At 65.6% G+C, this 23,830-nt stretch carries 22 protein-coding genes; 12 read left to right on the forward strand and 10 right to left on the reverse strand.

Annotated features, from left to right (window positions below; all coding sequences use genetic code 11):
* Window positions 1-374: 374 nt before the first annotated feature.
* Complete coding sequence (locus HMPREF0591_RS32570) at window positions 375-1,052, reverse strand: 8-oxoguanine DNA glycosylase OGG fold protein (RefSeq protein ID WP_139093852.1); 678 nt, start codon at window positions 1,050-1,052, stop codon at window positions 375-377.
* A 233-nt stretch (window positions 1,053-1,285) separates the two neighbouring features.
* Here HMPREF0591_RS32570 and HMPREF0591_RS23360 point away from each other — a divergent pair, with 233 nt between their 5' ends.
* The gene (locus tag HMPREF0591_RS23360; protein ID WP_007171159.1) at window positions 1,286-2,842 is read left to right on the forward strand and encodes a DUF6602 domain-containing protein; all 1,557 of its coding nucleotides are present in this window, start codon (window positions 1,286-1,288) and stop codon (window positions 2,840-2,842) included.
* Between the two features lie 189 nt (window positions 2,843-3,031).
* Here the strand turns inward: HMPREF0591_RS23360 and HMPREF0591_RS23365 are convergent, their stop codons facing one another.
* Entirely contained in the window at window positions 3,032-3,568 is a 537-nt protein-coding gene (locus tag HMPREF0591_RS23365) for a hypothetical protein (RefSeq protein WP_007171161.1), read from the reverse strand.
* A gap of 252 nt (window positions 3,569-3,820) precedes the next feature.
* Here HMPREF0591_RS23365 and HMPREF0591_RS23370 point away from each other — a divergent pair, with 252 nt between their 5' ends.
* Window positions 3,821-6,568, forward strand: coding sequence for a cation-transporting P-type ATPase (locus tag HMPREF0591_RS23370; protein ID WP_050790130.1), 2,748 nt, complete (start codon window positions 3,821-3,823; stop codon window positions 6,566-6,568).
* 67 nt (window positions 6,569-6,635) lie between these two features.
* On the opposite strand, the gene HMPREF0591_RS23375 is transcribed toward HMPREF0591_RS23370, so the two are convergent.
* A complete protein-coding gene (locus tag HMPREF0591_RS23375; protein ID WP_007171163.1) occupies window positions 6,636-7,457 on the reverse strand; it encodes a DUF1906 domain-containing protein in 822 nt (273 codons plus the stop codon).
* A 212-nt stretch (window positions 7,458-7,669) separates the two neighbouring features.
* On the opposite strand from HMPREF0591_RS23375, the gene HMPREF0591_RS23380 reads away from it, so the two are divergent.
* From HMPREF0591_RS23380 to HMPREF0591_RS23390, 3 genes are read left to right on the forward strand one after another with little or no spacing between them, the layout of a single operon-like run.
* Window positions 7,670-8,584 carry a metal-dependent hydrolase gene (locus HMPREF0591_RS23380; protein ID WP_007171164.1) on the forward strand — a complete coding sequence of 305 codons (915 nt, stop codon included), beginning with the start codon at window positions 7,670-7,672 and terminating at the stop codon, window positions 8,582-8,584.
* The gene (locus tag HMPREF0591_RS23385) at window positions 8,581-8,769 is read left to right on the forward strand and encodes a ferredoxin (RefSeq protein ID WP_007171165.1); all 189 of its coding nucleotides are present in this window, start codon (window positions 8,581-8,583) and stop codon (window positions 8,767-8,769) included. The genes HMPREF0591_RS23380 and HMPREF0591_RS23385 overlap by 4 nt, the downstream gene beginning before the upstream one ends.
* Window positions 8,770-8,773: 4 nt before the next feature.
* Complete coding sequence (locus tag HMPREF0591_RS23390) at window positions 8,774-9,982, forward strand: NAD(P)/FAD-dependent oxidoreductase (protein WP_007171166.1); 1,209 nt, start codon at window positions 8,774-8,776, stop codon at window positions 9,980-9,982.
* 49 nt (window positions 9,983-10,031) lie between these two features.
* Here HMPREF0591_RS23390 and HMPREF0591_RS23395 read toward each other — a convergent pair whose 3' ends face one another.
* A complete protein-coding gene (locus HMPREF0591_RS23395; protein ID WP_040623910.1) occupies window positions 10,032-10,973 on the reverse strand; it encodes an NADP-dependent oxidoreductase in 942 nt (313 codons plus the stop codon).
* A 135-nt stretch (window positions 10,974-11,108) separates the two neighbouring features.
* Here HMPREF0591_RS23395 and HMPREF0591_RS23400 point away from each other — a divergent pair, with 135 nt between their 5' ends.
* The 4 genes from HMPREF0591_RS23400 (at window position 11,109) to HMPREF0591_RS23415 (ending at window position 13,113) form a co-directional block, all read left to right on the forward strand.
* A complete protein-coding gene (locus tag HMPREF0591_RS23400) occupies window positions 11,109-11,621 on the forward strand; it encodes a MarR family winged helix-turn-helix transcriptional regulator (protein WP_007171169.1) in 513 nt (170 codons plus the stop codon).
* A 216-nt stretch (window positions 11,622-11,837) separates the two neighbouring features.
* Window positions 11,838-12,032: a hypothetical protein gene (locus tag HMPREF0591_RS23405; protein ID WP_040623797.1), complete on the forward strand. Its 195-nt coding sequence runs from the start codon at window positions 11,838-11,840 to the stop codon at window positions 12,030-12,032.
* A gap of 80 nt (window positions 12,033-12,112) precedes the next feature.
* On the forward strand, window positions 12,113-12,358 hold the full coding sequence (locus tag HMPREF0591_RS23410; RefSeq protein ID WP_007171171.1) for a hypothetical protein: 246 nt from the start codon (window positions 12,113-12,115) through the stop codon (window positions 12,356-12,358).
* 14 nt (window positions 12,359-12,372) lie between these two features.
* The gene (locus HMPREF0591_RS23415; protein ID WP_007171172.1) at window positions 12,373-13,113 is read left to right on the forward strand and encodes an SDR family NAD(P)-dependent oxidoreductase; all 741 of its coding nucleotides are present in this window, start codon (window positions 12,373-12,375) and stop codon (window positions 13,111-13,113) included.
* A gap of 4 nt (window positions 13,114-13,117) precedes the next feature.
* Here the strand turns inward: HMPREF0591_RS23415 and HMPREF0591_RS23420 are convergent, their stop codons facing one another.
* The 4 genes from HMPREF0591_RS23420 to HMPREF0591_RS23435 form a co-directional block, all read right to left on the reverse strand.
* On the reverse strand, window positions 13,118-15,946 hold the full coding sequence (locus HMPREF0591_RS23420) for an MMPL/RND family transporter (RefSeq protein WP_007171173.1): 2,829 nt from the start codon (window positions 15,944-15,946) through the stop codon (window positions 13,118-13,120).
* Entirely contained in the window at window positions 15,943-16,341 is a 399-nt protein-coding gene (locus tag HMPREF0591_RS23425) for an MmpS family transport accessory protein (RefSeq protein WP_007171174.1), read from the reverse strand. Before HMPREF0591_RS23425 ends, HMPREF0591_RS23420 begins: the two co-directional genes overlap by 4 nt.
* A 217-nt stretch (window positions 16,342-16,558) precedes the next feature.
* Window positions 16,559-16,993 (reverse strand): hypothetical protein, encoded by a 435-nt coding sequence (locus HMPREF0591_RS23430; RefSeq protein ID WP_007171175.1) that lies wholly within the window; start codon window positions 16,991-16,993, stop codon window positions 16,559-16,561.
* 101 nt (window positions 16,994-17,094) lie between these two features.
* Window positions 17,095-18,501 (reverse strand): hypothetical protein, encoded by a 1,407-nt coding sequence (locus HMPREF0591_RS23435; protein WP_007171176.1) that lies wholly within the window; start codon window positions 18,499-18,501, stop codon window positions 17,095-17,097.
* Window positions 18,502-18,595: 94 nt separating this feature from the next.
* Between HMPREF0591_RS23435 and HMPREF0591_RS23440 the strand changes: the two genes are divergently transcribed.
* Window positions 18,596-19,402 (forward strand): SDR family oxidoreductase, encoded by an 807-nt coding sequence (locus HMPREF0591_RS23440; RefSeq protein WP_040623911.1) that lies wholly within the window; start codon window positions 18,596-18,598, stop codon window positions 19,400-19,402.
* Here HMPREF0591_RS23440 and HMPREF0591_RS23445 read toward each other — a convergent pair.
* A complete protein-coding gene (locus tag HMPREF0591_RS23445) occupies window positions 19,399-21,834 on the reverse strand; it encodes a glycogen/starch/alpha-glucan phosphorylase (protein ID WP_050790131.1) in 2,436 nt (811 codons plus the stop codon). The two genes, HMPREF0591_RS23440 and HMPREF0591_RS23445, sit on opposite strands and share 4 nt — an antisense overlap.
* A gap of 244 nt (window positions 21,835-22,078) precedes the next feature.
* Window positions 22,079-22,402, reverse strand: coding sequence for a DMT family transporter (locus HMPREF0591_RS23450; protein WP_040623798.1), 324 nt, complete (start codon window positions 22,400-22,402; stop codon window positions 22,079-22,081).
* Between the two features lie 67 nt (window positions 22,403-22,469).
* On the opposite strand from HMPREF0591_RS23450, the gene HMPREF0591_RS23455 reads away from it, so the two are divergent.
* Together HMPREF0591_RS23455 and HMPREF0591_RS23460 are read left to right on the forward strand one after the other, a co-directional pair.
* On the forward strand, window positions 22,470-23,393 hold the full coding sequence (locus HMPREF0591_RS23455; RefSeq protein WP_007171180.1) for an alpha/beta hydrolase: 924 nt from the start codon (window positions 22,470-22,472) through the stop codon (window positions 23,391-23,393).
* Window positions 23,390-23,827, forward strand: coding sequence for a DoxX family protein (locus tag HMPREF0591_RS23460; RefSeq protein ID WP_007171181.1), 438 nt, complete (start codon window positions 23,390-23,392; stop codon window positions 23,825-23,827). The genes HMPREF0591_RS23455 and HMPREF0591_RS23460 overlap by 4 nt, the downstream gene beginning before the upstream one ends.
* The last annotated feature ends 3 nt before the right edge of the window (window positions 23,828-23,830 follow it).

Here is a 23,830-nt window from a genome sequence, read left to right on the forward strand (position 1 = left end):
CGGCACACCGCAGCAGTGTCCTTGCCCTCGGCCAAAAGCCGATCAGCCGCCATCAGCTTGCGCACAATCTGCTCGGGGCTGTGCCGCTTCCTCGTCGCCATGATCTTGTTGAGCCTTCCTGCCCACGTCGTGGGCCGCAAGACTCTCATAAGCCGCGGATCAACCGATCGGGGTCAGGCCACCCACGATGGACAGGAGGGTGGAGTCGTCAAGTTTCCTGCCGCACAAGGACCCAGAGGCGAGAGCGCTGACTTCTGCCGACTCGTAGCTCCAGGTGATGACGCAAACCGCGGTGTTGTCCGGTTGTGATGCGAGATCGACACCGACTGTGATACACGGGCCTTCGGTCCGCACAAGAAGAGCGTCTTTCGTCGTCACAGACGGTCAAGGTCCCCGTTGGCTCGAAACAACGTGTATTCGATGTCTTCGGCGCTGACGCCGCTGCCCATTCGATCCGCGCAGTCATGGACATCGGCAACGTAGGCGGCGTAGCGCGACGGCCAGTCCTTCCTCCCCGAAGCTTCTAGGCTGTCCCAGCCAAGCGCGCCGAGACTGTTCCACACCCTCTTGTCCTGAATGAGGCAGCAGGTCTGCGGCCTGCGAGAGCTGGCTGCCCACAGCCATTTTGTGAAGAAGGCTGCCTGTAGGCCTGGCAGGGTCCACGCGGCGTAGGCCTCGGCAACCGCGCCTCGCTGAGCCCGCTCGGCTGTCTGGTGAAGCACTTGATCACGGTCTGGGTGGGTGAGGGCTCGAACGATAGGATCGCGCATCCTGCCATTCGCAGTGCCTCGCCCCCACACGAGAACTGCGATGAGCAGTGCGAGTCGTCCATCGGCTGACGCGGCATCTTTTGCCAGGGTTCGGATTTCGGATCGGGTAACCGTATTTTGGCCAATCGTTGAGAAGACGTGGTCAGTCACGCCGTTACTCAAACCGGCGAGAGCCAGCCAGGTGCGCCAAGTTGAAGGCACATAACGCACGCACTGTGCGTCCGCAGAGCCAGCGATTTTTTCAGCATGTGGCAGTAGTGGTTCGTACAGGCGTGCGGCCATGCCCGACATCGTCCCCCCTGTTGAGCGCGAACCTCGCGCCGTTCCATCGGGATTATGACTCAAGGGACTGGCACGGATGAACTAATCGACTGGGCCGCTTCTCCGAAATCGTGGGGGTAAAAGTTGTCGACGGTGCGCGCCCGCCCGGTCACGTCGATTCCCGAATATCTCCGCCGTCGCATTGGGGGATAGCTGACACCCGCCATGTCGGTGCCCGGGGGCATACTTCGCTCATGACCGAGCAGCAGTCCCAAGAGGGCAGCTACAACATTGACCTGCGGTTTCACAAGATACTCGAGACCGTCGAGCAGGAGTTGCAGACCGCCCTGGCGAAGGCCCGCGTGGAATCCGATCACGGCACCACGATCGGAGACGGAGCCGAGGAGGCAGTACGCAAGACGCTGCGCAGCTATTTGCCCTCGGGCTATAGCGTCGGCAAGGGCATTGTCTACGACGCCTTCGGCGACGGCTCACGTCAGACCGATGTTGTGATCACGACCCCCGATCATCCGCTGTCGTTTCCCGAGGGCAAGTCGGGGACCTACGTCGTGGACGGTGTCGCTGCCGCCGGGGAGGTCAAGTCCTGTCTCGACGGGACTGCACTCACCGACAGCATCGCGAAGGGCGCAGCCTTCAAGAGGTTGCGGATGACGATCAACGAGTCGGATCGCGTCATGACGAGCAAAGAACAGGCGTACATGCAGCAGATCGGCTTGGTGCCGCCGTACTTCGTCGTCGCGTTCGACAACAAGGTCACCATCAACACGATTGGTGATCGGCTACGCGAGGCGGATCTGATCCCGCCGCCGGTAGGCAAGCCGACGGGGGAGCAAGATGCAGCGAACACTCCGCAGCCTCCGCTCGATGCCATCTGCGTGCTTGGAAAGGGCGTCTGGCTCTATCTCCGGCCCGACAACCCAATGGGCTTCCGGATCGGCATCACGAAGGAGGACGGTTCGAAGACCGTCCGAAACGACTACTCGGGTTGGACCTACCTCGAAACAGACGCACCGCTGGTGATCACGATGATCTGGCTGCACGCCGCGATGCCGCGAGTGTTCCGAGGGCGGTCGGTGTTCTCGCCTTATCTTGTCCCGCCGATAAGGCACGCCAAGTACATGAACGACCGAAATAGGGAGCCGGACGTCGCCCAACAGGCTCCACAGGGTGCGGGCATCGACGTGCCCAAAGCCGATACCCCGCAAAGCGACTTGCGCGCCTTCTCGGTTGATCGCATTGCCTCGGATCGGCGGAAGGCAGACCTTGAGTCGTATCTGTCGGACAATGTTTGGAACCCGCATGACGGCTTCGTATGCAAGTCGGCGGTCAGCTGCCGTTCGTCTGCCGAAAAGGGTGGTGCCAGCTTCTACGAGGGCCAAGGGCACATGGTCGGCCCGTGCTACGACATGCGCGTAGACGGCACTCCACTCCGCGTTGTTGTCCTGCCGATGGAAACGGGCGAACCGAAGCAGCACCGGACGGTCGAGCAGCGCACCGAGGACGTGCTCAATTCCGGCAAGCTCACCTTCAACCAACGCAATCAGCACATGAAAGGGGTGACCTTCGCGCTCCGCCTGGCGTTCGGGCTCCCGGTGGACGCGGACACCGAGCACATTCAGTTCGTCGACGGATCGAGCGCGCACCTATTTGAGGCATACGCAATGACCAACCTCCTGCTGTGTTCAGCGGTCGATCACGGGACGCTAAGTCGCGGGCTACCGGCATCATGCGTACTTCGTGCTCACGGCATCTGCGCGCAACTCTCCAAATTCTCCAACCAACTCTTGTGATTTCTCAGGGTGCGGGCCTCGACAACACGCTCTACTCCACCCTTGGAGTCACCCGGTCAGTCGCTGCAAATGTGGTCGCATGCGACCTGGACGGTAACCGATTTGTGTGGGTGTCACTTCGACACCCGTCGCGTGGGAACTGGTCGTCACTGAAATGCGCCTATTTGCACGAAGTGGTCGTACCAGCCATCACACAGGGAAGGGCGTTGGCGCTTGCCGGACAGTGAGTTCGCGGTGCTGTAGTTCGTTCAGCCAGTCGAGCGCACCGCGATGCTCGGGCCGGAATCCAGCGGTGATCCAGACGATTGTTTTTGGATCGGTTCCCGCCGCGTAGGTGAGGATCTGTCCGAGGTGCGTCTGGTCGGACAGTTCCAGCTGGTTCTCGACGATAACGACACTCTCATCGGAGAGATCTCGGCCTAGGAGGTCCAACGAAAAACCTCCGACTGGGTGCTCTGCTACCTGAAGCTCAAGATCCATTTCAAGCAAGTTGCTGAGAACGTCGACGCTGTTGAGCAGCCACGGTGTGAAGCTATGGGCCTCGTGCGGCCACACCGTGCGGGTGCGATTGCGATCAAACGGCCTAGGTTCGGCGCTGTTTCCACGAATCCCCTTGAACGTGTTCAGGATGGAGAATCTCGCAAAACGAAACCGCAGGTAACCAACGGGACTGGACCCGACGGAGGCGAAACGAATTGGCAGTTCAGACGCATGTTGCCTGGTCACACAAGGGGTCGAGTCCCGCTTAGCTCCACCGAGGTGATGAGTCGAGTTATGGGTTACACATGAGTCGCGTCATCGGTCACAGATTCCCCGGCCGTCGGCCGGGTTTTTTGTTTTGATTCGCCAGTAGGCCCGCGTCTTGCTGGATTCGCCGGCCACGCGGCGGGTGACTTACGGCTCTAATGGACACCCGCCCGCAGGAGCAGTGTGGAAATCACGTGATCGGGTCGGGTGGCCACTTGTGAGGTGAGATTCTTGGCGGTATCGGTGTCGCCGACGACGGGTCATCATGGTTTGCCGGCGCATGAAGTGGTGCTGCTGTTGGAGACGGATCCACACCGCGGCCTATCCAACGCTGAGGCGGCCGAGCGACTCGAGCGCTTCGGGCCCAACGCCTTGCCGGCAGCCGCGGGCCCCGGCTTGCTGATTCGGATACTGCGTCAGTTTCATCACCCGCTGATCTATGTTCTGCTCGTCGCGGGCGTAATTACCGCGGGTCTGCATGAATTCGTTGACTCCGCGGTGATTTTCGGCGTCGTCGTGATCAACGGGATCGTGGGTTTCATCCAGGAGTCCAAGGCGGAGGCCGCACTGGACAGCCTGCGCTCCATGGTGCGGACCCAGGCCAAAGTGGTGCGCGACGGCCACGAGCATACGGTGCCGTCGGAAGAGCTGGTCCCCGGTGATCTGGTGCTGCTCGAGGCCGGTGACAAGGTCCCTGCCGACGTGCGGGTGGTGCGCGAGAGCGAGCTGAGGGTGAACGAATCGGCGCTCACCGGGGAATCGGCACCGGTGCGCAAGGACGAGGTGCTGCTGCCGCCGGCAACGCCGGTGGCGGATCGCCGAAATATGGCGTATTCGGGCACCCTGGTGACGGCGGGTAACGGTGCCGGTGTCGTCGTGGCGACAGGCGCCGGAACCGAGCTCGGTGAAATCCATCGCCTCGTGGGTGCCGCGGAGGTTCTCACCACACCGCTGACTTCGAAGCTCGCGTCATTCAGCAGAGTTCTGACCATCGCCATCCTGGGCTTGTCCGCGGTCACCTTCGCCGTCGGTTTGTTGCGCCGGCAGGATGCCGTCGAGACATTCACCGCGGCCGTCGCGCTTGCGGTCGGCGCGATCCCCGAGGGCCTGCCGGCCGCGGTCACGATCGTTTTGGCCATCGGCGTGGCTCGAATGGCTAAGCGCCGCGCGGTCGTCCGGCGTCTTCCTGCCGTGGAGACGCTGGGAAGTACCACCGTGATTTGCGCGGACAAGACCGGAACGCTGACGGAGAACCAGATGACGGTGCAGGCGATCTGGACCCCGGCCGGCGTCGCTGAGGTGAGCGGAACCGGATATGTCCCCGAAGGCGTATTGCGGGGCCGCGATGGTGTCCCGGTGACGGTTGATGCCAACGCGGCGCTGCGATGGTCACTGCTGGCCGGCGCAGTCTGCAATGACGCCGCGCTGACCCATGATGGCCGACGCTGGGATGTCGTTGGTGACCCCACCGAGGGTGCGATGCTCGTGGTCGCCGCCAAGGCGGGCCTCGATCGGGATCGGCTCGTTGCGGAACTGCCCCGGCTGGCGGCAATTCCCTTCAGTTCCGAACGTCAATTCATGGCCACACTGCATGGCGACGGTGGCGGCGAGGAGGTTGTGCTGGCCAAGGGTTCGGTGGAGCGGATGCTCGAGTTGTGCGGCAGTGAAATGGGCGCCGACGGCGCGCCACAACCTCTGGATCGTGCGGAGGTCACACGAGCCGCCGAGATGCTGTCCGCACGGGGACTTCGGGTGCTGGCCACCGGTGTGCGGCCCGCGACCGATGGCCAGGACTTCCATGAGGATGCGCTCGCGGGTTCGCTGATGTTGACCGGCTTGCAGGCGATGCTCGATCCGCCCCGAACGGCGGCGAAATCTGCGGTGGCTGTCTGCCACACCGCGGGCATCGCGGTCAAGATGATCACCGGCGACCACGCGGGGACCGCTGCCTCCATCGCCACCAAAGTGGGATTGCTCGTAGAGGGTGAACCCACGCCGGGCACGGTTCTCACGGGTGCTGACCTCGCCGCGCTGAAGTCCGAGGACTATCCCGACGCGGTGGACGGCGCGAGCGTGTTCGCCCGGGTGTCGCCCGAGCAGAAGCTGCGGCTCGTGGAGGCGCTGCAGGCCCGGGGGCACGTAGTGGCAATGACAGGTGACGGAGTCAACGACGCGCCGGCGTTGCGGCAGGCCAGCATTGGCGTCGCGATGGGGAAGGGTGGCACGGAGGTCGCCAAGGATGCGGCTGACATGGTGCTGACCGACGATGACTTCGCCACCATCGAAGCCGCGGTCGAAGAGGGCCGCGGGGTGTTCGACAACCTCACCAAGTTCATTACCTGGACCTTGCCCACGAATATCGGTGAGGGGCTTGTCATTCTGGTGGCCATCGCGTTTGGCGCCGCGCTGCCGATTCTGCCCACCCAAATTTTGTGGGTGAACATGACCACCGCCGTCGCACTCGGCCTGATGCTCGCATTCGAGCCGAAGGAACCCGGCATCATGACTCGTTCGCCGCGCGACCCCGGCCAGCCGCTGCTCACCCGGGCGCTCGTCACGCGAATTCTCCTGGTGTCGACGCTGCTTGTCGCCAGCGCGTGGTGGTTGTTTGAGTGGGAAATCAGCAGGGGCGCCAGCCTCCCAGAGGCCAGAGCGACATCACTGAACCTCTTCGTCGCCGTCGAGGCGTTCTACCTATTCAGCTGCCGGTCGTTGACTCACTCAGCCTGGCGCATCGGCGTGCTCTCAAACCGGTGGATCATTCTCGGCGTCACCGCCCAAGGCCTCGCACAACTAGCCATTACCTACTTGCCGGCGATGAATACGATGTTCGGCACGGCGCCAATCGGCTTCGGCGCGTGGCTACGCATCTTCGGCATCGCGGTCGTGGCAAGCGGCGTCGTCGCCCTCGATAAGTGGCTGCGCCGCCGAACCGCGTCTGTGGTCCACGTGCCAACACCACCCGGACAGGCCCCGTGATACTGGCAGTGTGGGGGTCAGGGGTTCGAGTCCCTTAGCGCCACCTGATCTTCGACGACACCCCGGCTCACGGATGCAGGTTCCACTGGCCGCAATCGCCGGCAAGGACGTCGCTGACGTCGACTTCGAGCCCCCCGACCACCGGGCCCGGATTCGACGCCGTGCTCACCACGCGTTGGTAGAGAACCGCGGCCGGGTCGACCTGGCCGTGGGACCAGGACTTGGTCTGCCAGGCCCACCGGTGGCCGGCGGTACGCGAATTGCCGATGACGCCGTCGGCGGCGGCCCATCGGCACACGTCGATACCGCCGTAGACGCCGGTGCGCTGCACCCCCAGTACCGAATTGATTCCGCGAAACCACTTGAGCGCCAAGTTGTTCCAGGTGTCGCGGTTGATGTCCTCGTCGACGCTGAAGAAGATCGGGGCGCTCTGACCGCCGCCCGCGGCGGTATGCAGCGCCCAGGCGGTTCGCGCGTCGGCAACGCCGCCCTCGAACCCGCGCCTGAAGTCCGACGGTGCCGTTCCGCCCGGCTTGCCGTATTGGTAATTGCTGACGATCACGAGCCCGGCGGCGGTCAGCTGCTCGGCGTAGGGCCGCGTGATGGGCTTGGCGCCCATGGACGACCCGGGACGTGATTGCGAGACGTAGTTGATGACCCCGGAGTAACCGGCGGCGCGAATGTGCTCCGCCGGAATCTGGCGCATGGCGAAATCGATCAGCTTGGGGGTGGCGCCAGCCGCGGTAGGGATGGCAGCCGCCGTCGGGACGGCGACGCTGGTCGATGCCGCATACAACCCTGGCAGTGCGGGCATGGCAATCGCGTAGCGCAACAAGTCCCGCCGGGGAATGGGGCGCGGCCGACGCACATTCGCCGGCAATTTCTGCATCGCGTGATGTTAAATTTGTGACTTTTGTCAACAGAAGTGGCGCGTAGCAGTCGATATCAAATCGGTTTCCGCGGTTGACCGTGTCGAGTCCATGACTGAAGCGCTGGCGGAAGTCTCAGAAACCTCGTACCGCCGGTACGCATAACCGGCGACCAGTGTGGGTACGCGGCCGAGTGAACGGTTGTTCGCAGCGAGTCGCGAGGGAGCTTTCGATGCCCGAGGTCCAACTTCATCACGACGGACACCCACGATATCGCCGGATGGTGCGATTTGACTGGTCCGAGACGCCACTGCACTGGGTGCCCGACGACCCTTTCGCAACCCACATGATGAACGTTCTGCATCTGCTGCTCCCCGAGGGCGAGCGGCACTTCATCAAGGCCGTCCTGGAAGCGTCGTCGCTGGTTGATGACCCCGAGCTGGAGGCGGCGATCAAACCGTTTATCCAACAGGAGTCCTGGCACGCGTGGGCGCACCAAGTGGTGCTCGACCACCTGGCCGAACAGGGCATCGACACCAAGCCGTACACCTCCCGGCTCCGGAAGATGCTGTCGGTTGCGCTGGGTGATCCGCCGAAATTTTTCCCGCCGGCGATGAAGCGCTGGTGGTTGTATCGCCGGTTGGCGGACGTCGCGGCGCTGGAGCATTACACCGCGATGTTGGGGCAATGGGTGCTACAGAACCGAGGGCTGGATTATGCGGGCACCGACCCGATGATGCTGGATCTGCTGCGCTGGCACGGCGCCGAGGAGGTCGAACATCGCTCGCTGGTGTTCGACGTCTACCAGCATGTGTGTGGCAACTACTTCATCAGGGCCTTCTCGATGGTGATGACCACCCCGCTGTTTTACGGGTGGTGGATCGCCGGAGCCAAATACCTGATGGCTCATGACCCGACCATCGATCAGAAATGGCGCTGGCGCGATTGGCTTCGTGCGGCCCGCGAATACAAGTTGCCCGGTCCCTGGCAGCTGATGGTGACGCAACCCGCCAGGTACATGAGCCCCCATCATCACCCGGGTCCCGAAGCGGTCACGGAGATGGCGGTCGAATACATCAAGAAGTCGCCGGCGGCCAAGGCCGCCCGCGAACGGGCCCAGTTAGAAGGAAAGGCCGCGGTTCGATGAAGGTTTCGGTCGACCTCGACACCTGCGACGGCAACGGCGTCTGTATGAGCCTGTGCCACGAGGTTTTTGACGTGCGCGAGGACGGGTTGCACTTGCTCCAAGACGAGCCGCGACGGGAGCTACGCGGACCGTTGAAGGCTGCCGAAGTGTCGTGCCCCACCGGCGCGATCGTGGTGGAGGACTGACGCGATGCCCGGGCAACTGAACCAGGTCGTCGTCGTCGGTGCCGGCGTGGCCGGGATGGGTGCGGCGGAGACGCTACGACGGGACGGCTACGACGGTGCTCTGACGATTGTCGGCGCCGAACGGCACGCCCCCTACCATCGACCGCCGCTGTCGAAGAAGTTGCTCAGCGGGCAGGTGCACCGAGCCGGCATCGACATGGCGCCGCAGTTCGACATGGATGCGCGGGTACTTCGAGGTGCCACGGCGGTCGGGCTCGACCTATCCGCGCGCACCGTCCGGGTCCGCGACGAGGGTCAGACCCTGTCCCTGGACTTCGACGGCGTCGTCGTCGCCAGTGGCGCCGAGCCACGCCGGTGGCCCGGCCAAGCTCCCGAAGGCGTGTTCCTGCTGCGGACGGTCGAGGACTGTCTGACCATTCGGGAACGGCTCGGCTCGCATCCACGTGTCGTGGTGGTCGGAGGCGGATTCATCGGTAGTGAGGTCGCCGCGACCTGCCGATTGCTGGGGTTGGATGTGGTGCTCGTCGAGAAGGCATCCGGGCCGCTGGTTCAAGCATTGGGCGCGGAGCTGGCGCCGTGCTGGGCGAAATTGCATCGCGAGCACGGCGTGGACCTGCGCGTCGGCGTGGGCGTCGCCGAATTCGTCGGCAACGGGCACGTGGAAGCCGTCCGACTCACCGACGGTTCGCAGGTCCCGGCCGATGTGGTCATCGTCGGCCTGGGCGTCACGCCCGTCACCGGCTGGCTGGAAGGCTCGGGACTGCACTTGGACGACGGAGTGGTCTGCGATGCGAAAGGTGTCGCCGAGGGCAACGACGGCGATGGAATTGTCGTCGCGGCCGGTGACGTCGCGCGCTGGTGGCACCCGCTCTACGAACGGCACCTGCGGACCGAGCACTGGGACGACGCGGGCCGTCAGGGTGCGGCCGCGGCGCGCACCCTGCTGGCCGGGCCCGAGCGCGCCGAAGTTTTCGACGAAGTGCCGTACTTCTGGTCCGACCACTACGACGTCAAGCTGCAGATGCTGGGTGTGCCGACCGATTACGACGCCGTCGAGGTCGTCGAGGGCGACCAGAACTCCGGGGAGTTCGTCGCCGCCTACGGGCGCGGCGGTCGCACGATCGCGGTGCTCGGGACGATGCCCGGTCGGGTGCATGCCTATCGCGAGGCCATCGAGAAGCGCGCCGAGTTTCCGCCGGGCCGACCGGATTAGGAAGTCCCGCCGGCGGGTGGCCGGCGGGACAAGCGGTGGACGGCGAAAGTCACTGTCCAGGAACGAGAATCGTCTTCCCCGGCAGCCGATTGGCGTCAGAGTCGTCGTGCACGGCGGCGGCGGCGGTCAGCGGGCGGCGGTCGGCGACGTCGATCGCCAGCTGTCCGGCGTCGACCTGGCCGACCAGTTTGGCCAGCTGGGCCGCGTCGCTGCGGACGAATACCCGCTGCGCGCGCACCCGCCGTGCCGCGTCCTCCTCACCAGATGTCATGGTGCCGACGTAAAACCCGCCATCGGCGACCAGGCCGACCAGGGCCGCAGTCTCTTCCGGTGAGGTGCTGACCAGGTTGAGCACCACGTCGAACGGCTGCCCGGCGACGGGCAGCGGGGTGACCGTGTAATCGATGTAGTCGATGATCCGGTCGGCCCCGTGGCGGCGCAGCCGCTCCGCGCTTCGCGCGGAGGCCGTCGCGGTGACAACGGCTCCGGCCCGCTTGGCCAGCTGCACTGCGTAGCCGCCGACCGCTCCGCCGGCGCCGTTGATCAGAACGGACTGGCCCGCCGTCAATTCGGCGATTTCGAACAAGGCCTGCCACGCCGTCAAACCGACGGTCGGCAGCGCGGCGGCGTCGGCCAGCGGCACCGACTTCGGCGCGGCCGCGAGCACCGCGGCCGGCACGATCCCGTACTCGGCGGCGGCGCCGGGCCGGTCCAGGGGGAGCATGCCCACGACGGCGTCGCCGATCTTCCAGCCGCTCACCTCAGGGCCGAGTTCGGCGATCGTTCCCGCGACGTCGATTCCCGGCGTGTGGGGGAAGGAAATCTCGTACACCTCCGAGAGGTAGCCCCCGCGGATGCCCGCATCGACCGGGTTGAACGAGGTCGCGGCCACCCGCACCAGGACCTCGCCCGGTCCGGGCGCCGGGCGGCGGACCTCCTCGTACTGCAGCACGTCGCTGCCGCCGTAACGGTGATATTGCACAGCCTTCATCATCTTCTCCGTTCCCTAGATGCTTCGATCTCGAAGCAGTGCATCCCGCATAACTTGCTCCGAGTTCGAAGCAATCCCGAAGACGCGGGTGATGATCGCCACATTGCTTCGAGTTCGAAGCACTATGATCTGGGCATGGCGCACGCACTCAAACCTCGGCAGATGCGCGCGTACTTCGCGCTGATGGAGTCGGTCAGCCTGCTGCAGTACGCCGTGCAACGGCAACTACGGGCCGAGGGCGACCTCAGCTACGTGCAGTTCGAGATCCTGGCCAAGCTCGCCGATGCCGACCGGCCGCTCACCATGACGGAGCTGGCCGACGGCGTGGTCTACAGCCGCAGCGGCCTCACCCATCAGGCGGGTCTGCTGGAGAGCGCGGGCCTGATCGCCCGCGAGGCCAGCGACGCCGACCAGCGCGCCACGGTCGTTCGGATCACCGAAGCGGGCCAGGCGCGGCTGGCCAAAGTGCTGCCGGGACATATCGACGTCGTCCGTGACCTGCTCTTCGATGCGCTTTCCGGCGAGGACGTGCGCGCCCTCGGCGACATCATGGGCCGCGCCCGCGATCACATGCGCGCCCGGCCGGCGCGCTCGGCTGTCTCGCGCGCACGCCGGGCCTTCGACGAACCGGCCTGCGATTCGAACTGAACATTAAGTCTCGGCAACGACTCGGTAGAAACTGCGCACCGGCCTGGAACCGGCCCCCCGACCGATTAGGTTTTCGCCTGAATGCGCATTACTCTTTCCCGCGGTTCTGATCGCGACTCTCCGAAAGCAGCCATGCCCATTCAGCCCACCCTGCTGCGCCGTCAATCGTTGCGCAGCGCCCGTGCCTCGCGGGTCGCTCCCCGCGTGAAGTGCCCCATGGTCGGTCAGTGCTTCGATATCGAGGTCACTCGCGACGCCGACGGCTGGCTGATCCAGATCCCGGAGATCTGCAGGGTCACCCGCGCCGGCCGTCGGAACACGGTGGAGCTGGCGGCACGCGAATGCATCGCCACCTGGACCGGCATTCCGATCGGGTATGTCGCCGTCTACGTCGTGAGCGAGAACGTTTGACGCGCATTCGTCGCGCGTAGTGGCCAAGGTGTGTCACGCGCGTGACCCCGCCGCGACGCTGACGCGAAACGCTCATCATCATGACGGTGCTTGCGGGAATCGCGGCCCTCGCGGTGGCAGCGTGCGTCGGGTACTACTTCGGCCGGCGCGCGGGATCGACGCCGCAAAGCTGGAAGAGGCGAACGAGCCGGGTCGCCCTGGGCCGGCTCGCGATCAGTCTGCTCGTGTTGTTCACCGCGCGCCGTGCGATGACGCTGTGGGCGCCGAGATTTGTTGCACCGCTGGGCCTGCTGCGCGGTAGCGTGGCGCGGATTCGCCCCTACTGACCACGAGGACCGACATGTCGGCACTGCAGGGCAAGGTCGCGTTCGTGACCGGAGCGTCGTCGGGACTCGGCGCTGAGACGGCCCGGCTGTTTTCCCGCCAGGGCGCAACGGTTTTCGGGATCGGGCGCGACACCGCGCGCCTGGCCGAGGTGTTCGCCGATGTGCAAAACGGTTCGTACGCATCGGTGGACGTCGCTTCCACGCGGGCGTGTCGCGATGCGGTCGAGCGGTGTGTGCGCGAGTTGGGCGGACTCGACATCCTGGTCAACGTCGCCGGCAGCCACCAGATGCGCCGGACGGAGTCGATGACCGACGAGGATTGGGCGCACGATCTCGCGGTCAACCTCAACGGGCCGTTCTATCTCTGCCGGGCCGCGCTGCCCCGGCTGCTGGAGCGGGGCGGCAACATCGTCAACGTCGCCTCCATCGCCGGAGTCGAGGGGCAGGCGTACTCGGCCGGCTACTGCGCCGCCAAGCACGGGCTGATCGGGCTCACCCGCGCCCTGGCGGTGGAGTACACCGCGGATCGCCTGCGCGTCAACGCGATCTGCCCGGGCGGCATGCTGACACCGCAGATCGAACACTTCAGCGCACCGGAGGACCCCGACTACAACCTGATCATGCGCACGGCATCGCCGCGCGGCATGATGCGGCCCCTTGATGTCGCGAACGTGATCGCCTTCCTGGCCAGCGACGCCGCGGCCGCCGTGCACGGCGCCCTCTATCGCGTCGACAACGGCAAGGGCGCCGGCTGACTGGCTACGCCTGCCGCAGCGGCCGGGCGCGCACCAGGGTCGGCCACCAGAACCACGGGCCCAGGATGCGCAGGATGCACGGCACGACGAACGAACGCACGATGAGCGTGTCGAGCAGCAGGCCGATGCACACGGTGGAACCCACCTGACCGATGGTGCGCAGATCGCTGGTGAGCATTGCCAGCATGGTGAAGGCGAAGACCAACCCGGCCGACGTCACGACGCCGCCCGTGCTGCCGAGCGCGCGGATCAGGCCGGTGTGGATTCCGCCGTGCAACTCCTCCTTGACCCTGTTGATCAGCAGCAGGTTGTAGTCCGACCCGACGGCCACCAGGATGATGAACGTCAGCGGCAGCACGAGCCAGTGCAGATGCAGGCCGATCAGGTGTTGCCAGACGAGGATGGACAGGCCGAAGGCGCCGGCGTAGGAGAAGGCCACCGTTCCGGGAATCACCAAGGCCGCCACCAGGCTTCGCGTGATGAACATCATGATCAGGAAGATCAGCACGAAGGCGGCGATCGCCGCGATCATGAGATCGGACATCGCGTATTCCTTGATGTCCTTGTCGTTGGACCCCGAGCCGCCGATGTAGATCCGCGCGCCCGCCAGCGAGGTCTCCTTGAGGATCGTCTTGATGGCGTCGGGGAACTGCTCGACGTGTTCTACGCCTTCGGGGCCCATCGCGTCGCCCTCGTGGGTGACGATGAACCGGGCGGCCTTGCCGTCCGGTGACATCATCAACTTCATCCCCGTTTTGACGTCGTCGTTGTCGAAACCCTCGTGCGGGATGTAGAAGTAGTCGTCGCTGCGGGACTTGTCGAAGTCGTTGCCCACGTTGATCAGATCATCGAACGTCTGCTCGGTCTGGATGGTCTGCAGATCGGCGGACCCGTAGCTGTTGACCAATTTCTTCTGCAGGGCCTCGGTGTCGTCGGCGGTGGCCTTCAACTGGGCGATGATCTGCGGGAAGGCCTTGTCCACCTCCTCGAGGGAGACCTTGGCGTCCGCGATGTCGTCGGCCAACTTGTCGACCTGATCGATCGTCTCGAACAGCGAACGAAACGTCCAGCAGATGGGGATGTCGAAACAGTGCCTCTCCCAATAGAAGTAGCTCTTGATCGGCCGGAAGAAGTCCTCGACGTTGGAGACCTCGTCCCTGATGTCGTCGCTGACCCGTTGCAGGTCTTCGACGGTGAGCACCGTCTGGTGCAGCTCGTCGGACACCTTCTGGAAAAAGCCGATCTCTTTGCGCAACACCTCGACCGAGTGCGCCTGGATGTCCGCCTGCGCGTCGGTGTTGGAGTTCTGCTCCCGGTTGAAGGGGAGTTGCTGTCCGTTGCCGCTGCCCTGCGTGGTGAACAGGTAGGGGATGCTGGCGTGCTCGAGCGCGCGGCCCAAGGGCCTGGTCATGCCCTGCACCATCGCCACGCCGTGCAGGCGGATCAGGGCCTTGGCGACGCGGTCCAGCGAGATGAAGTCGGCCGAGTTGCGCATGTCGTGATCGGTTTCGACCATCAGCATCTCGGAGAAGAGCTTGCTCTTGGGGAAGTGCCGATCGGCCGCCTGGAAACCCAGATTGGCGGGCGCGCCGGCCGGCTGGTACTGCCTGTCGTCGTAGTTCTGCCGGTAGGTGGGAACGAAGATCGCCCCGAGCATGACGACGGCCGAACTGGCCACCAGGATCGGCACCGGCCACCGCACCACGCTCGCCCCGATGCGCCGATACAGATAACCCTTGGCGTTCGTCCTCGGGTCGAACATCCCGAACAGGCTGCCGACGGTCAGCGCCGCCGGGCCCAGCGTCATCGCCGCGGCGATGGTGAACAGCATGGTGATCGCGACGGCGGGCCCCATGGTGTGGAAGTAGTTCAGGCGCGCGAACGTCAAGCAGTAACACGCGCCGGCGATCGTCAGCCCGGAGCCGATGATGATGGGCGCGACACCCTTGTAGGCGATGTAGAAACTGTCCTCCCGGCTTTCGCCGGCCTGGCGGGCCTCGTGATAGCGGCCCATCAGGAAGATGCCGTAATCCGTTCCGGCGCCCAGGGTCAGCGCGATGACGATGTTCACGGCGAACGACGAGAGCTCGATGTATCCGTAGTGCCCGAGCGTCGAGATGACCCCTTTCGCGACGAGCATCTCGATGAGCACGCCGAGCAGGGGCACCAACAGGGTGGAGGGGGCGCGGTAGACCAGCAGCAGCATCACGACGATGAGGCAGATCGTGACGATCGTGACGTTGTTCAGGCTCGCGTTCGCGATGGCCAGCGTGTCCGAGGCGAGGGGAGCGGCGCCGCTGACGTAGACCTTGAGGCCGGGCGGTGGCGTGTCCTTCTTGACGATGTCGCGGACGGCCGCCACGGATTCGTTGGCCTGGATCTGCCCGATGTCGCCGGCGAGCCGCAACAGCACGTACGTGCACTTGCCATCCACGCTTTGGGCGCCCGCCGCGGTGAATGGCTTGCCCCACAGGTCCATCACGTATTGCACGTGCCGGGTGTCGTGCTGCAGGCGACGCATCAGATCGTCGTAGTACCGGTGATCCTGGTCGCCCAGCGGGCGGTTCGCCTCGAACACCACCATGGTCAGGTTGGTCGAGTTGGATTCGTGGAACTTTTCGCCGATGTGTAGCAGCGCCCGCTGCGAGGGCGCGTAGTGCGGGACCATCGGTCCGGCGAGCTCTTCTGCGACCCGTTCCACTTGCGGCATAAACGTATTCGTGGCGACCGCGAGCAGTCCCCAGAAGAAGATGATCGGGATCGCGAAGGCCCGCACCATCCTGGGGATGAACGGGCGCTTGACCCGGGGCTCGTCGAGGCGATGCTCGGTCATGCCGACTTCACCCTGCACTCGACGTCGGCGTCCGGATGGTCGTCCGACTGCTCGTCGCGGACGACGCCGTCCACCAGCATCCGGCAACTCACCTGACCGCTGCGAACATGAACCGAGATGCTTCCCGACGCCACCGAGAGCGTCGTGGTCTCCGTGTGGGACCACGGCAGGGAGGTGATCTCGACCTGGTGCGGGTGGCCGTCGATGTCGATGTAGACGAGCTTGCCCCCGTTTCCGGCGTCGCCGAACACCTCGTAGGTGATGCGTTTGAGATTGAACTGCTCGGGTGCCTGGGGGCCGTTGACGGTGATGACGGGCTCCGGTTCGGAGAACTGGTGCACCTTGTACATGCACAGCAGGCCCACACCGACCGCGACGACGGTGACCAACGGCATCCAGCCTCGCGCCAAGGCAGTCCTGCCGAATGAACGACGGCTCACTCGATCACCTTTCGCGCCCCGGTCCTAGTTACCTTCTCGCTTCGCCTCCGCCCACATCGGGACGGCCAGGAGCCCGGCATATATCAAGCAGGTTGACATAAGCCGGTAAAAAGATTACTGCAACCGGGACCCCGGCGCGATCCGGGTGGGCCTAACCTCGGTCGCGGACCTCTCATGACGCGACGGGCGCGCTGTGCAGACGCCTCTTCAGCCGCGCGCTACTACGCAGCCGTAGAGCGAGATTCGTGGAGGTGAACATCGGGATCAACCCGAGAAATGTCCGCTCCGAGGGCGTAGCTCCGTGCAGGTGATAAAGACTGCCGAAGACGTAGAAGCAGCCCAGCATGAACAAGGCGCCCGGGATGCAAAGTGCCATGAAGGAGCCACGGTCGGCGACGATCTGCCGCGCGTAATCCAGCTCTTCGACAGACATCGGCTCACGTTTGCGCAGTTTGCGGACGACCGTTTTGGCGCTGCCGATTTCCTCGCTCAGCGGGCTGGTTGTCCGCCTCTCCATCCGCCGGACGTACACGGCGCCAACGGCGGCGAGCACCAACGCGAGCCCCAGGCTGATCACGGTCAGCAGGCCGAACGCACCCTCGGTCACTATCGCACTCCTTCGGGTCACCGATTCCGGTCGCGGACCACCTCGCCGACGATGGGCCTTGTCCGGTCGGTACTCATTTAGGCAACCTTACTTCTTGGAAATCAGAACCCGAAGTCGCCGCCGCCCGAATCCGAACCTCCGCCGAAGTCCGAGCCTCCGCCGAAGTCCCAGCCGCCGCCGAAGTCGACGTCCCCGCCGCCGGAGTCGTAACCGCCGCCGAACCCGACATCGCCTTGCGAGCTGTCATAGCCGGCGCTCTGGCCGCCGTTATCGCCGGCATCCGCGTACGCCGAGTCGCGGCCGGCCTCGAACCCTCGCTCGTACCCGCCGCCGCCCCAGTGGTCGTCGAGCAGCGCATCCATCAGCAGGACGTCCGTGAGCGCCCAGCCCCAACCCGGACCCCAGAAGGCGTACGGGTAGTAACCCGGATAGAAGAACATGCCGTTGTAGTAGCCGCCCCCGTAGTAGTGCGGGTAGCCGGGCTGCGGGGTGGTGCTGTAGTTGGTGTTGTTGATCGTCACGTACTCGCCGGTGTCGGGGTTCTTCGTCCGCACCGAAGCCTGCTTGCGCTCGTCCTCCGGCACCGCGCCGGCGGCGGCGGCGTCTCCCGCGGCCCGCCCCGGGTACAGCTTCTGGTTGGCTTTCGCCACCGTCGATTCCACCACCCGCAGGTGGGCGCGCGCCGCGCCGTAGTCGCCGGTCTCGTAGGCCTTCCGGGCGTCGTACAGGCTGGCGTTGGCCTTCGTCGACTCGGCGCTGACGTCCGTTTCGCTGTTGGTGAGCACCGCGTTGTCGAGGTCGCCGACGTCCGCTGTCGCAGTGATCAGTTCCTGCTTGATCTGCTCGCGCGCCGCTGCGTCGTTGCGGCGCTTGCGGTTTCGGCTGACACCGAACCAGATCAAGGCGACCACGCTCGACGCGACAGCGAGGAAGACCAGCAGGCTCCACAGCCATGCCCAGCGGTCGGGGTTCTGGTGCACGGCAGGTGAGGTGGTGGCCGCGGGCCCTGCGGAGGACACGTCCACCCGGGTCAATCTGCCGACGAATTCACTCGTCGCGCCCTGCGGGTCGTTCCGGTGGGCCCTGGCCGACTGGCTCATGAGCGGGTCGACGCTGTCCGCGATCGCCTTGGGCACGTTGTAGGCGCGCACGTGATAACCCCTGGCGTCGATCACCAGAATGATCCCGCTGAATGCGGGATCGCGTCCGAGGATGACGTCGTGGATGGCGTCCGGGGTGGTCACCCCGGTCTGGCGGGGGGCGACCGCCGCCACCCAGATCGGCGGCGCGGAACTCCACGTCCAGCGGCTGGCCAGGATCTGGTCGTTCAGCCTGTCCGGGTCCGGCAACGGCGGCCTCGCCCCCGGATCGGCCACCACGTGCGTCTGGGCGTTGAACTTGCCCACCAGTTGATCGGTGTAGGTGTCGGCCGAAGCGGCCGGCGCGAGCAGCATCGCCAGCGCCACGGTCAACGGGGCCAGGACAAGCCCACGGAATCGTCGGGTCACTTTCCTCCTGCCAGGGGTCGCAATGCTGATCCTTGCCGTGCGCCGGGAAAACGTCCACTGTCGTGCGACGGTCGCCCGTCGTAACCTGAACGGCGTGAGCGACCGGCGCAGCCCGTTTCGGCCCGATCTGCTGGCAGGCAAGGTGGCGTTGGTCACCGGCGGCGCCACCGGCCTGGGCCTGGAAACCGCCCGGGTGCTCGGCAGTCACGGCGCCCGGATCGCCATCTGCAGCCGCAAGGAGGCGAACCTCCAGGCGGCCGTTGCGGCGTTGAAAGACGCGGGGATAGCAGCCGTTTACGGCGTCTGCGACGTCCGGCGGCACGAGGACGTGACGGCCGTGGTCGGGGAGGTGATACGCGCGTTCGGCCGCCTCGACATTGTCGTCAACAACGCCGCCGGGAACTTTCCCGTGCCGATCAGCGACCTGAGCCCGGGCGGATTCAAGGCCGTGGTCGACATCGACCTCCTGGGGACGTTCAACGTGTCGAAGGCGGCCTACGAGCTTTGGCTGCGCGATCACGGCGGATCCGTGGTGAACATCAGCGCGGCGACCCAGTACCGCGGGATGGCGTTGCAGTCCCACGTCGTATCGGCCAAGGCCGGCATCGATGCGTTCACCCGCGCCTGTGCCATCGAGTGGGGTCCCGACGGGGTCCGGGTCAATGTCGTTGCGCCCGGGGCGATGTCAGGGACCGAGGGGGTCAAGAGGATCACCGGCGACGCCGCGCACCGCACCATGCAGAATCCCTTGCGGCGGCCGGGCTCGACCACCGAGGTCGCCGAGGCCGTGCTCTTCCTCGCCGGCGATGCGGCGTCGTATGTCACCGGGGCGACGCTCGTCGTCGACGGCGGCGGATGGCTGACCGCCAGCGGGGTGCCGGACTTACCGGGGTACCGCTAGATCTTGACGGTGAGCGGCCACACGTTCCAGATGTCGTCGCAGTACTCGGTGATGGCCCGATCCGACGAGAATTTGCCGCTGCGAGCCGTATTGAGAATCGACATCTTCGTCCACGACTCCGTGTCCTGCCACGCCGCGCTCACCCGTTCCTGGCAGGCCACGTACGACGCGTAGTCGGCGCAGACCAGGAAGGGGTCGTCGTGGCGCAGGTTGTCCACCAGCGGCCGGAACACCTCGGTGTCGCCGCGCGAGAAGGTGCCATCGGCAATGAGTTTCAGAACCGCGCCCAGATCGTCGTCGCCGTCTATGTAGTCGGCCGGGTGGTATCCGCCCGCCTTGACGGCCTCGACCTCCTGCTCGGTCAGGCCGAACAGGAAGAAGTTTTCCGGGCCCACCTCGTCGCGCATCTCGACGTTCGCGCCGTCGAGGGTGCCGACGGTCAGGGCGCCGTTGATCATGAACTTCATGTTCCCGGTGCCCGACGCCTCCTTGCCCGCGGTGGAGATCTGTTCGGACACGTCGGCGGCCGGGTAGATCAGGTGGGCGTTCTGCACGTTGAAGTTGGGCACGAACGCCACCTTCAGGAACCGGTTGACGTCCGGGTCGGCGTTGACGGTTTCCCCGACCGCGTTGATCAGCTTGATGATTCGTTTGGCCATGAAATACCCGGGTGCGGCCTTGCCGCCGAAGATGAAGGCGCGCTGCGGAATCGACAGCCCGGGATTCTGCTTGATCCGGTGGTACAGGGCCACGACGTGCAGGACGTTGAGGTGTTGTCGCTTGTACTCGTGGATGCGCTTGACCTGGACGTCGAACATCCAGTCGGGGTTGAGTTCGACGCCGGCCACCGAGCGGATGTACTTGGCCAGGCGCGCCTTGTTGTTGCGTTTGATGTCGCGCCATTCCCGGCGGAAGGCGGCGTCCTCGACGAACGGCTCGAGCCCCCGCAGCCGGCCCAAATCGGTCAGCCAGCCGTCGCCGACGGTGCGGTCCAGCAGTTCCCGCAGCCCCGGGTTGGCCAGCGCCAGGAAGCGGCGCGGCGTCACACCGTTGGTCTTGTTGCTGAACCGCTCCGGCCACATCTCGTAGAAGTCCTTGAGCACACTGCTTTTCAGCAGCTCCGAGTGCAGCGCGGCGACACCGTTGATGGCGTGGCTGCCGACGGTGGCCAGGTGCGCCATCCGGACGTTCTTGCCGCCGTTCTCGCCGATGAGCGACATCCTGCCGACGCGCTCGTCGTCGCCGGGGAACCGCGTGCGCACCTCGTCGAGGAACCGGCGGTTGATTTCGTAGATGATCTCGAGGTGGCGCGGTAGCGACTCGGCGAACAACTCCAGGGGCCAGGTCTCCAGCGCCTCGGGCAGCAGCGTGTGGTTGGTGTAGCCGAACGTCGCGACGGTGATCTCCCACGCCTCGTCCCAGCCCAGCCGGCGCTCGTCGACCAGCAACCGCATGAGCTCGGCCACGCCGATCGAGGGATGGGTGTCGTTGAGCTGCAAGGCGAAACGCTGGGGCAGCTCCCTGACCGAAACGTCGGCGAGGTCGTCCATGATGTGCAGGACGTGCTGCAGGGAGCAGGACACGAAGAAGTACTGCTGCAGCAGGCGCAGCTGCTTGCCCGCCTCGGGCTCGTCGTTCGGGTAGAGCACCTTGGTGACCGTCTCCGACATCACCTCGTCCTCGACCGCCCCGTAATAATCGCCGGTGTTGAAGGCGTCCAGGGCGAACGACTTGACCGCGCGGGCGCTCCACAACGTCAGCACGTTGCAGGTGTTGACGCCGTAACCCTGGATCGGCGTGTCATAGGCGACGCCCTTCAGCACCCGGCCCGGCACCCACCGCACGCGGTCGTGGCCGTCGTCGTCGGTGTGGTGCGCGGCATAGCCGCCCCATTTGACCAAGTAGTTGACGTCGGGCTTGGCGATCTCCCAAGGGTTCCCGTGGTCCAGCCAGTTGTCGGTCTGCTCGACCTGCCAGCCGTCGTGGATCTCCTGGTCGAAAATGCCGAATTCGTAGCGGATTCCGTAACCGATGGCCGGCCGCTCCAGGGTGGCCAGCGAGTCCAGGTAACACGCGGCCAGCCGGCCGAGGCCGCCGTTGCCCAGCCCCGGCTCCTCCTCGCACGCCAGCACCGTGTCCAGGTTCTGGCCCATCGCCGCCAGCGCTTCGCGGGCGACCCGTTCCATGCCGAGGTTCAGCAGGTTGTTGCCCAGCTGCGGGCCCATCAGGAATTCGGCCGACAGGTAGCAGGTCACCTTGCGGCCCAGATCGAGTGAGGTCTGCGTGGACACGACGCGGCGGTCCTGCATGCGGTCGCGCACGGCCAGCGCGAGCGCACGGTAGTAGTGCTCGGGCCGCCGAGCGGCGGCCGGGCGGCCGATCGAGTAGCGCAGGTGGTCGTTGATCGCCCGCTGCAGCGCGGCCGCGCCCATCCCGGTGCGGGAGTGCTCGACCAGATCGGCCCGGGCGGGGCTGGCGGGAGTGAGACCGTCCGGCGGCGTGCGATCGACATCGGTCATGGTGTCCTGCTCCCTAGAGGTTGCCGCAATTCAACCGAGCCGCCCGCGGGCGGCAGAGCGTCAGTCTGGCAGCGATGTTTGCACATCAGGCGCGCAGTTGAAGGCCGTTACGTAAACACCGGCTCACGGGCCGGCGACGAAACGGCGCTGACGGCGATCAGTGCGCACCGGACAGGTTCAGCGTGACCACGCCGGCGATGATCAACGCGATCCCTGCCACCTTCGCCACCGTGATGGTCGAGCCCAGGAACAGGACGGCGATCAGCACGATGAGGGCGGTGCCGATCGCCGACCACAAGGCGTAGGCCACGTCGGTCTGCATGCCCCGCGCAATCGACAGCGCCAGGAGCGCGAAGGAGATGGCATAACCGGTGAGGCATACGACGGTCGGCCACAGCCGGGTGAAGCCGTCCGTGCTCTTGAGCAGGCTGGTCGCGATCACTTCCACGAAGATGGCGCAGAAGAGAAACAGATAGGTCAAGACGCCTCCTTGCGGACCGAAGTACATGTAACTGTGTACAGGACATGCTGTGGAAGGATTGCGCCGTATGACCTTTGCCGCGCGCCCATTGACGTTCGACGTCAGCGACGTGATCGGCGAGCACGCGTCCCTGGCGGCGACTTACCATCCCGCGCGCACCGGAACAGGGGCGCGGGGACTGCTGGTCTGCCTGCCCGGCGGCACCTACAGCAGGGAATACTGGGACCTGCGCATCCCCGGCCAGCATGGTTACAGCTTCGCCGACTTCGCCACCGCGAGCGGCTACGCCGTGGTGACGATCGATCCCCTCGGCACCGGTGAAAGCTCGCAACCCGCATGCGATTTCGGCTTCGGTGAGATTGCCGCCGCGCTCGCGCGTGCCGTCTCCGAGTTGCCGGGGGTAACCGGGATCGACGCGGCACCGGTGGCCATGGCGCATTCCCTGGGGGGTTATCTGGCGATCACCCAACAAGCGCGGTTTTCCAGCTTCGCCGCGCTGGCCCTGCTCGGCTGCACCAATCAACACGTCGCGCCGCTCAACCTCGATCCGGCCTTCATCGCCCGGTCGGCAACGGCGCAGGGCCGCGCCGAGCTGGCGGGGGAGATCCTTTCGGCCCTGCCGCAGCCGTACTTCGAGGGCCCGCGCGAGCACTTGCACGGCTGGTTTCACCTTGCCGACGTCCCCGCCGACGTCGTGGCGGCCGACTGCGTCGTCGCGAAGTCGACGGTGCCGCGCGTGTTCGGTACCGCCATGATCCCGGGCGTGGTTGCCGAGCAGGCCGCGCTGATCGATGTCCCGGTGTTGACCGGGTACGGCGTCGTCGACGTGTCACCGGACCCGCGCGCCGAGGCCGGTATGTATCGCAGTTGCCCGGACATCACCACCCTCGTCCTGGCCGACAGCGCGCACTGCCACAACATGGCGTCGAGTCGGCATCGGCTTTGGCGACGCCTGCTCGACTGGACCGCGTCCGTAACCTGTGGGGCGTGACAAAGGATTGGGACCGGCGACTGGGACGCCACGCCCCGACCGCGCTGAGTGTGTTTCGTTGCGTCTACGGTTTGCTGTTCGCCGCGTACGGCTCGAGGAGCCTGTTCGATTTTCCCGTTGCCTCGCCCGTCCGCATCGAGTTCGGGTCGTGGCCGGGCTGGTACGCCGGCTTGATCGAAGTCATCGCGGGCCTGCTCATCGCCTCCGGGCTCTGCACGCGCGCCGTCGCCTTCGTGGCCTCGGGGCAGATGGCGGTCGCCTATTTCTGGATCCATCAACCCCAGGCGTTCTGGCCGGTCGCCGATCCGCCGGCGGGCAACGGCGGCGCGTTGGCGATCCTGTTCTGTTTCGCGTTCCTGCTGCTGGTCTTCACGGGCGGCGGGAGCTACTCGATCGACGCGCTGCGCGGGCGGGCACTTCCCCCGCACCGGTGATAA

It is taken from the genome of Mycobacterium parascrofulaceum ATCC BAA-614, assembly GCF_000164135.1.
Classification (GTDB): domain Bacteria; phylum Actinomycetota; class Actinomycetes; order Mycobacteriales; family Mycobacteriaceae; genus Mycobacterium; species Mycobacterium parascrofulaceum.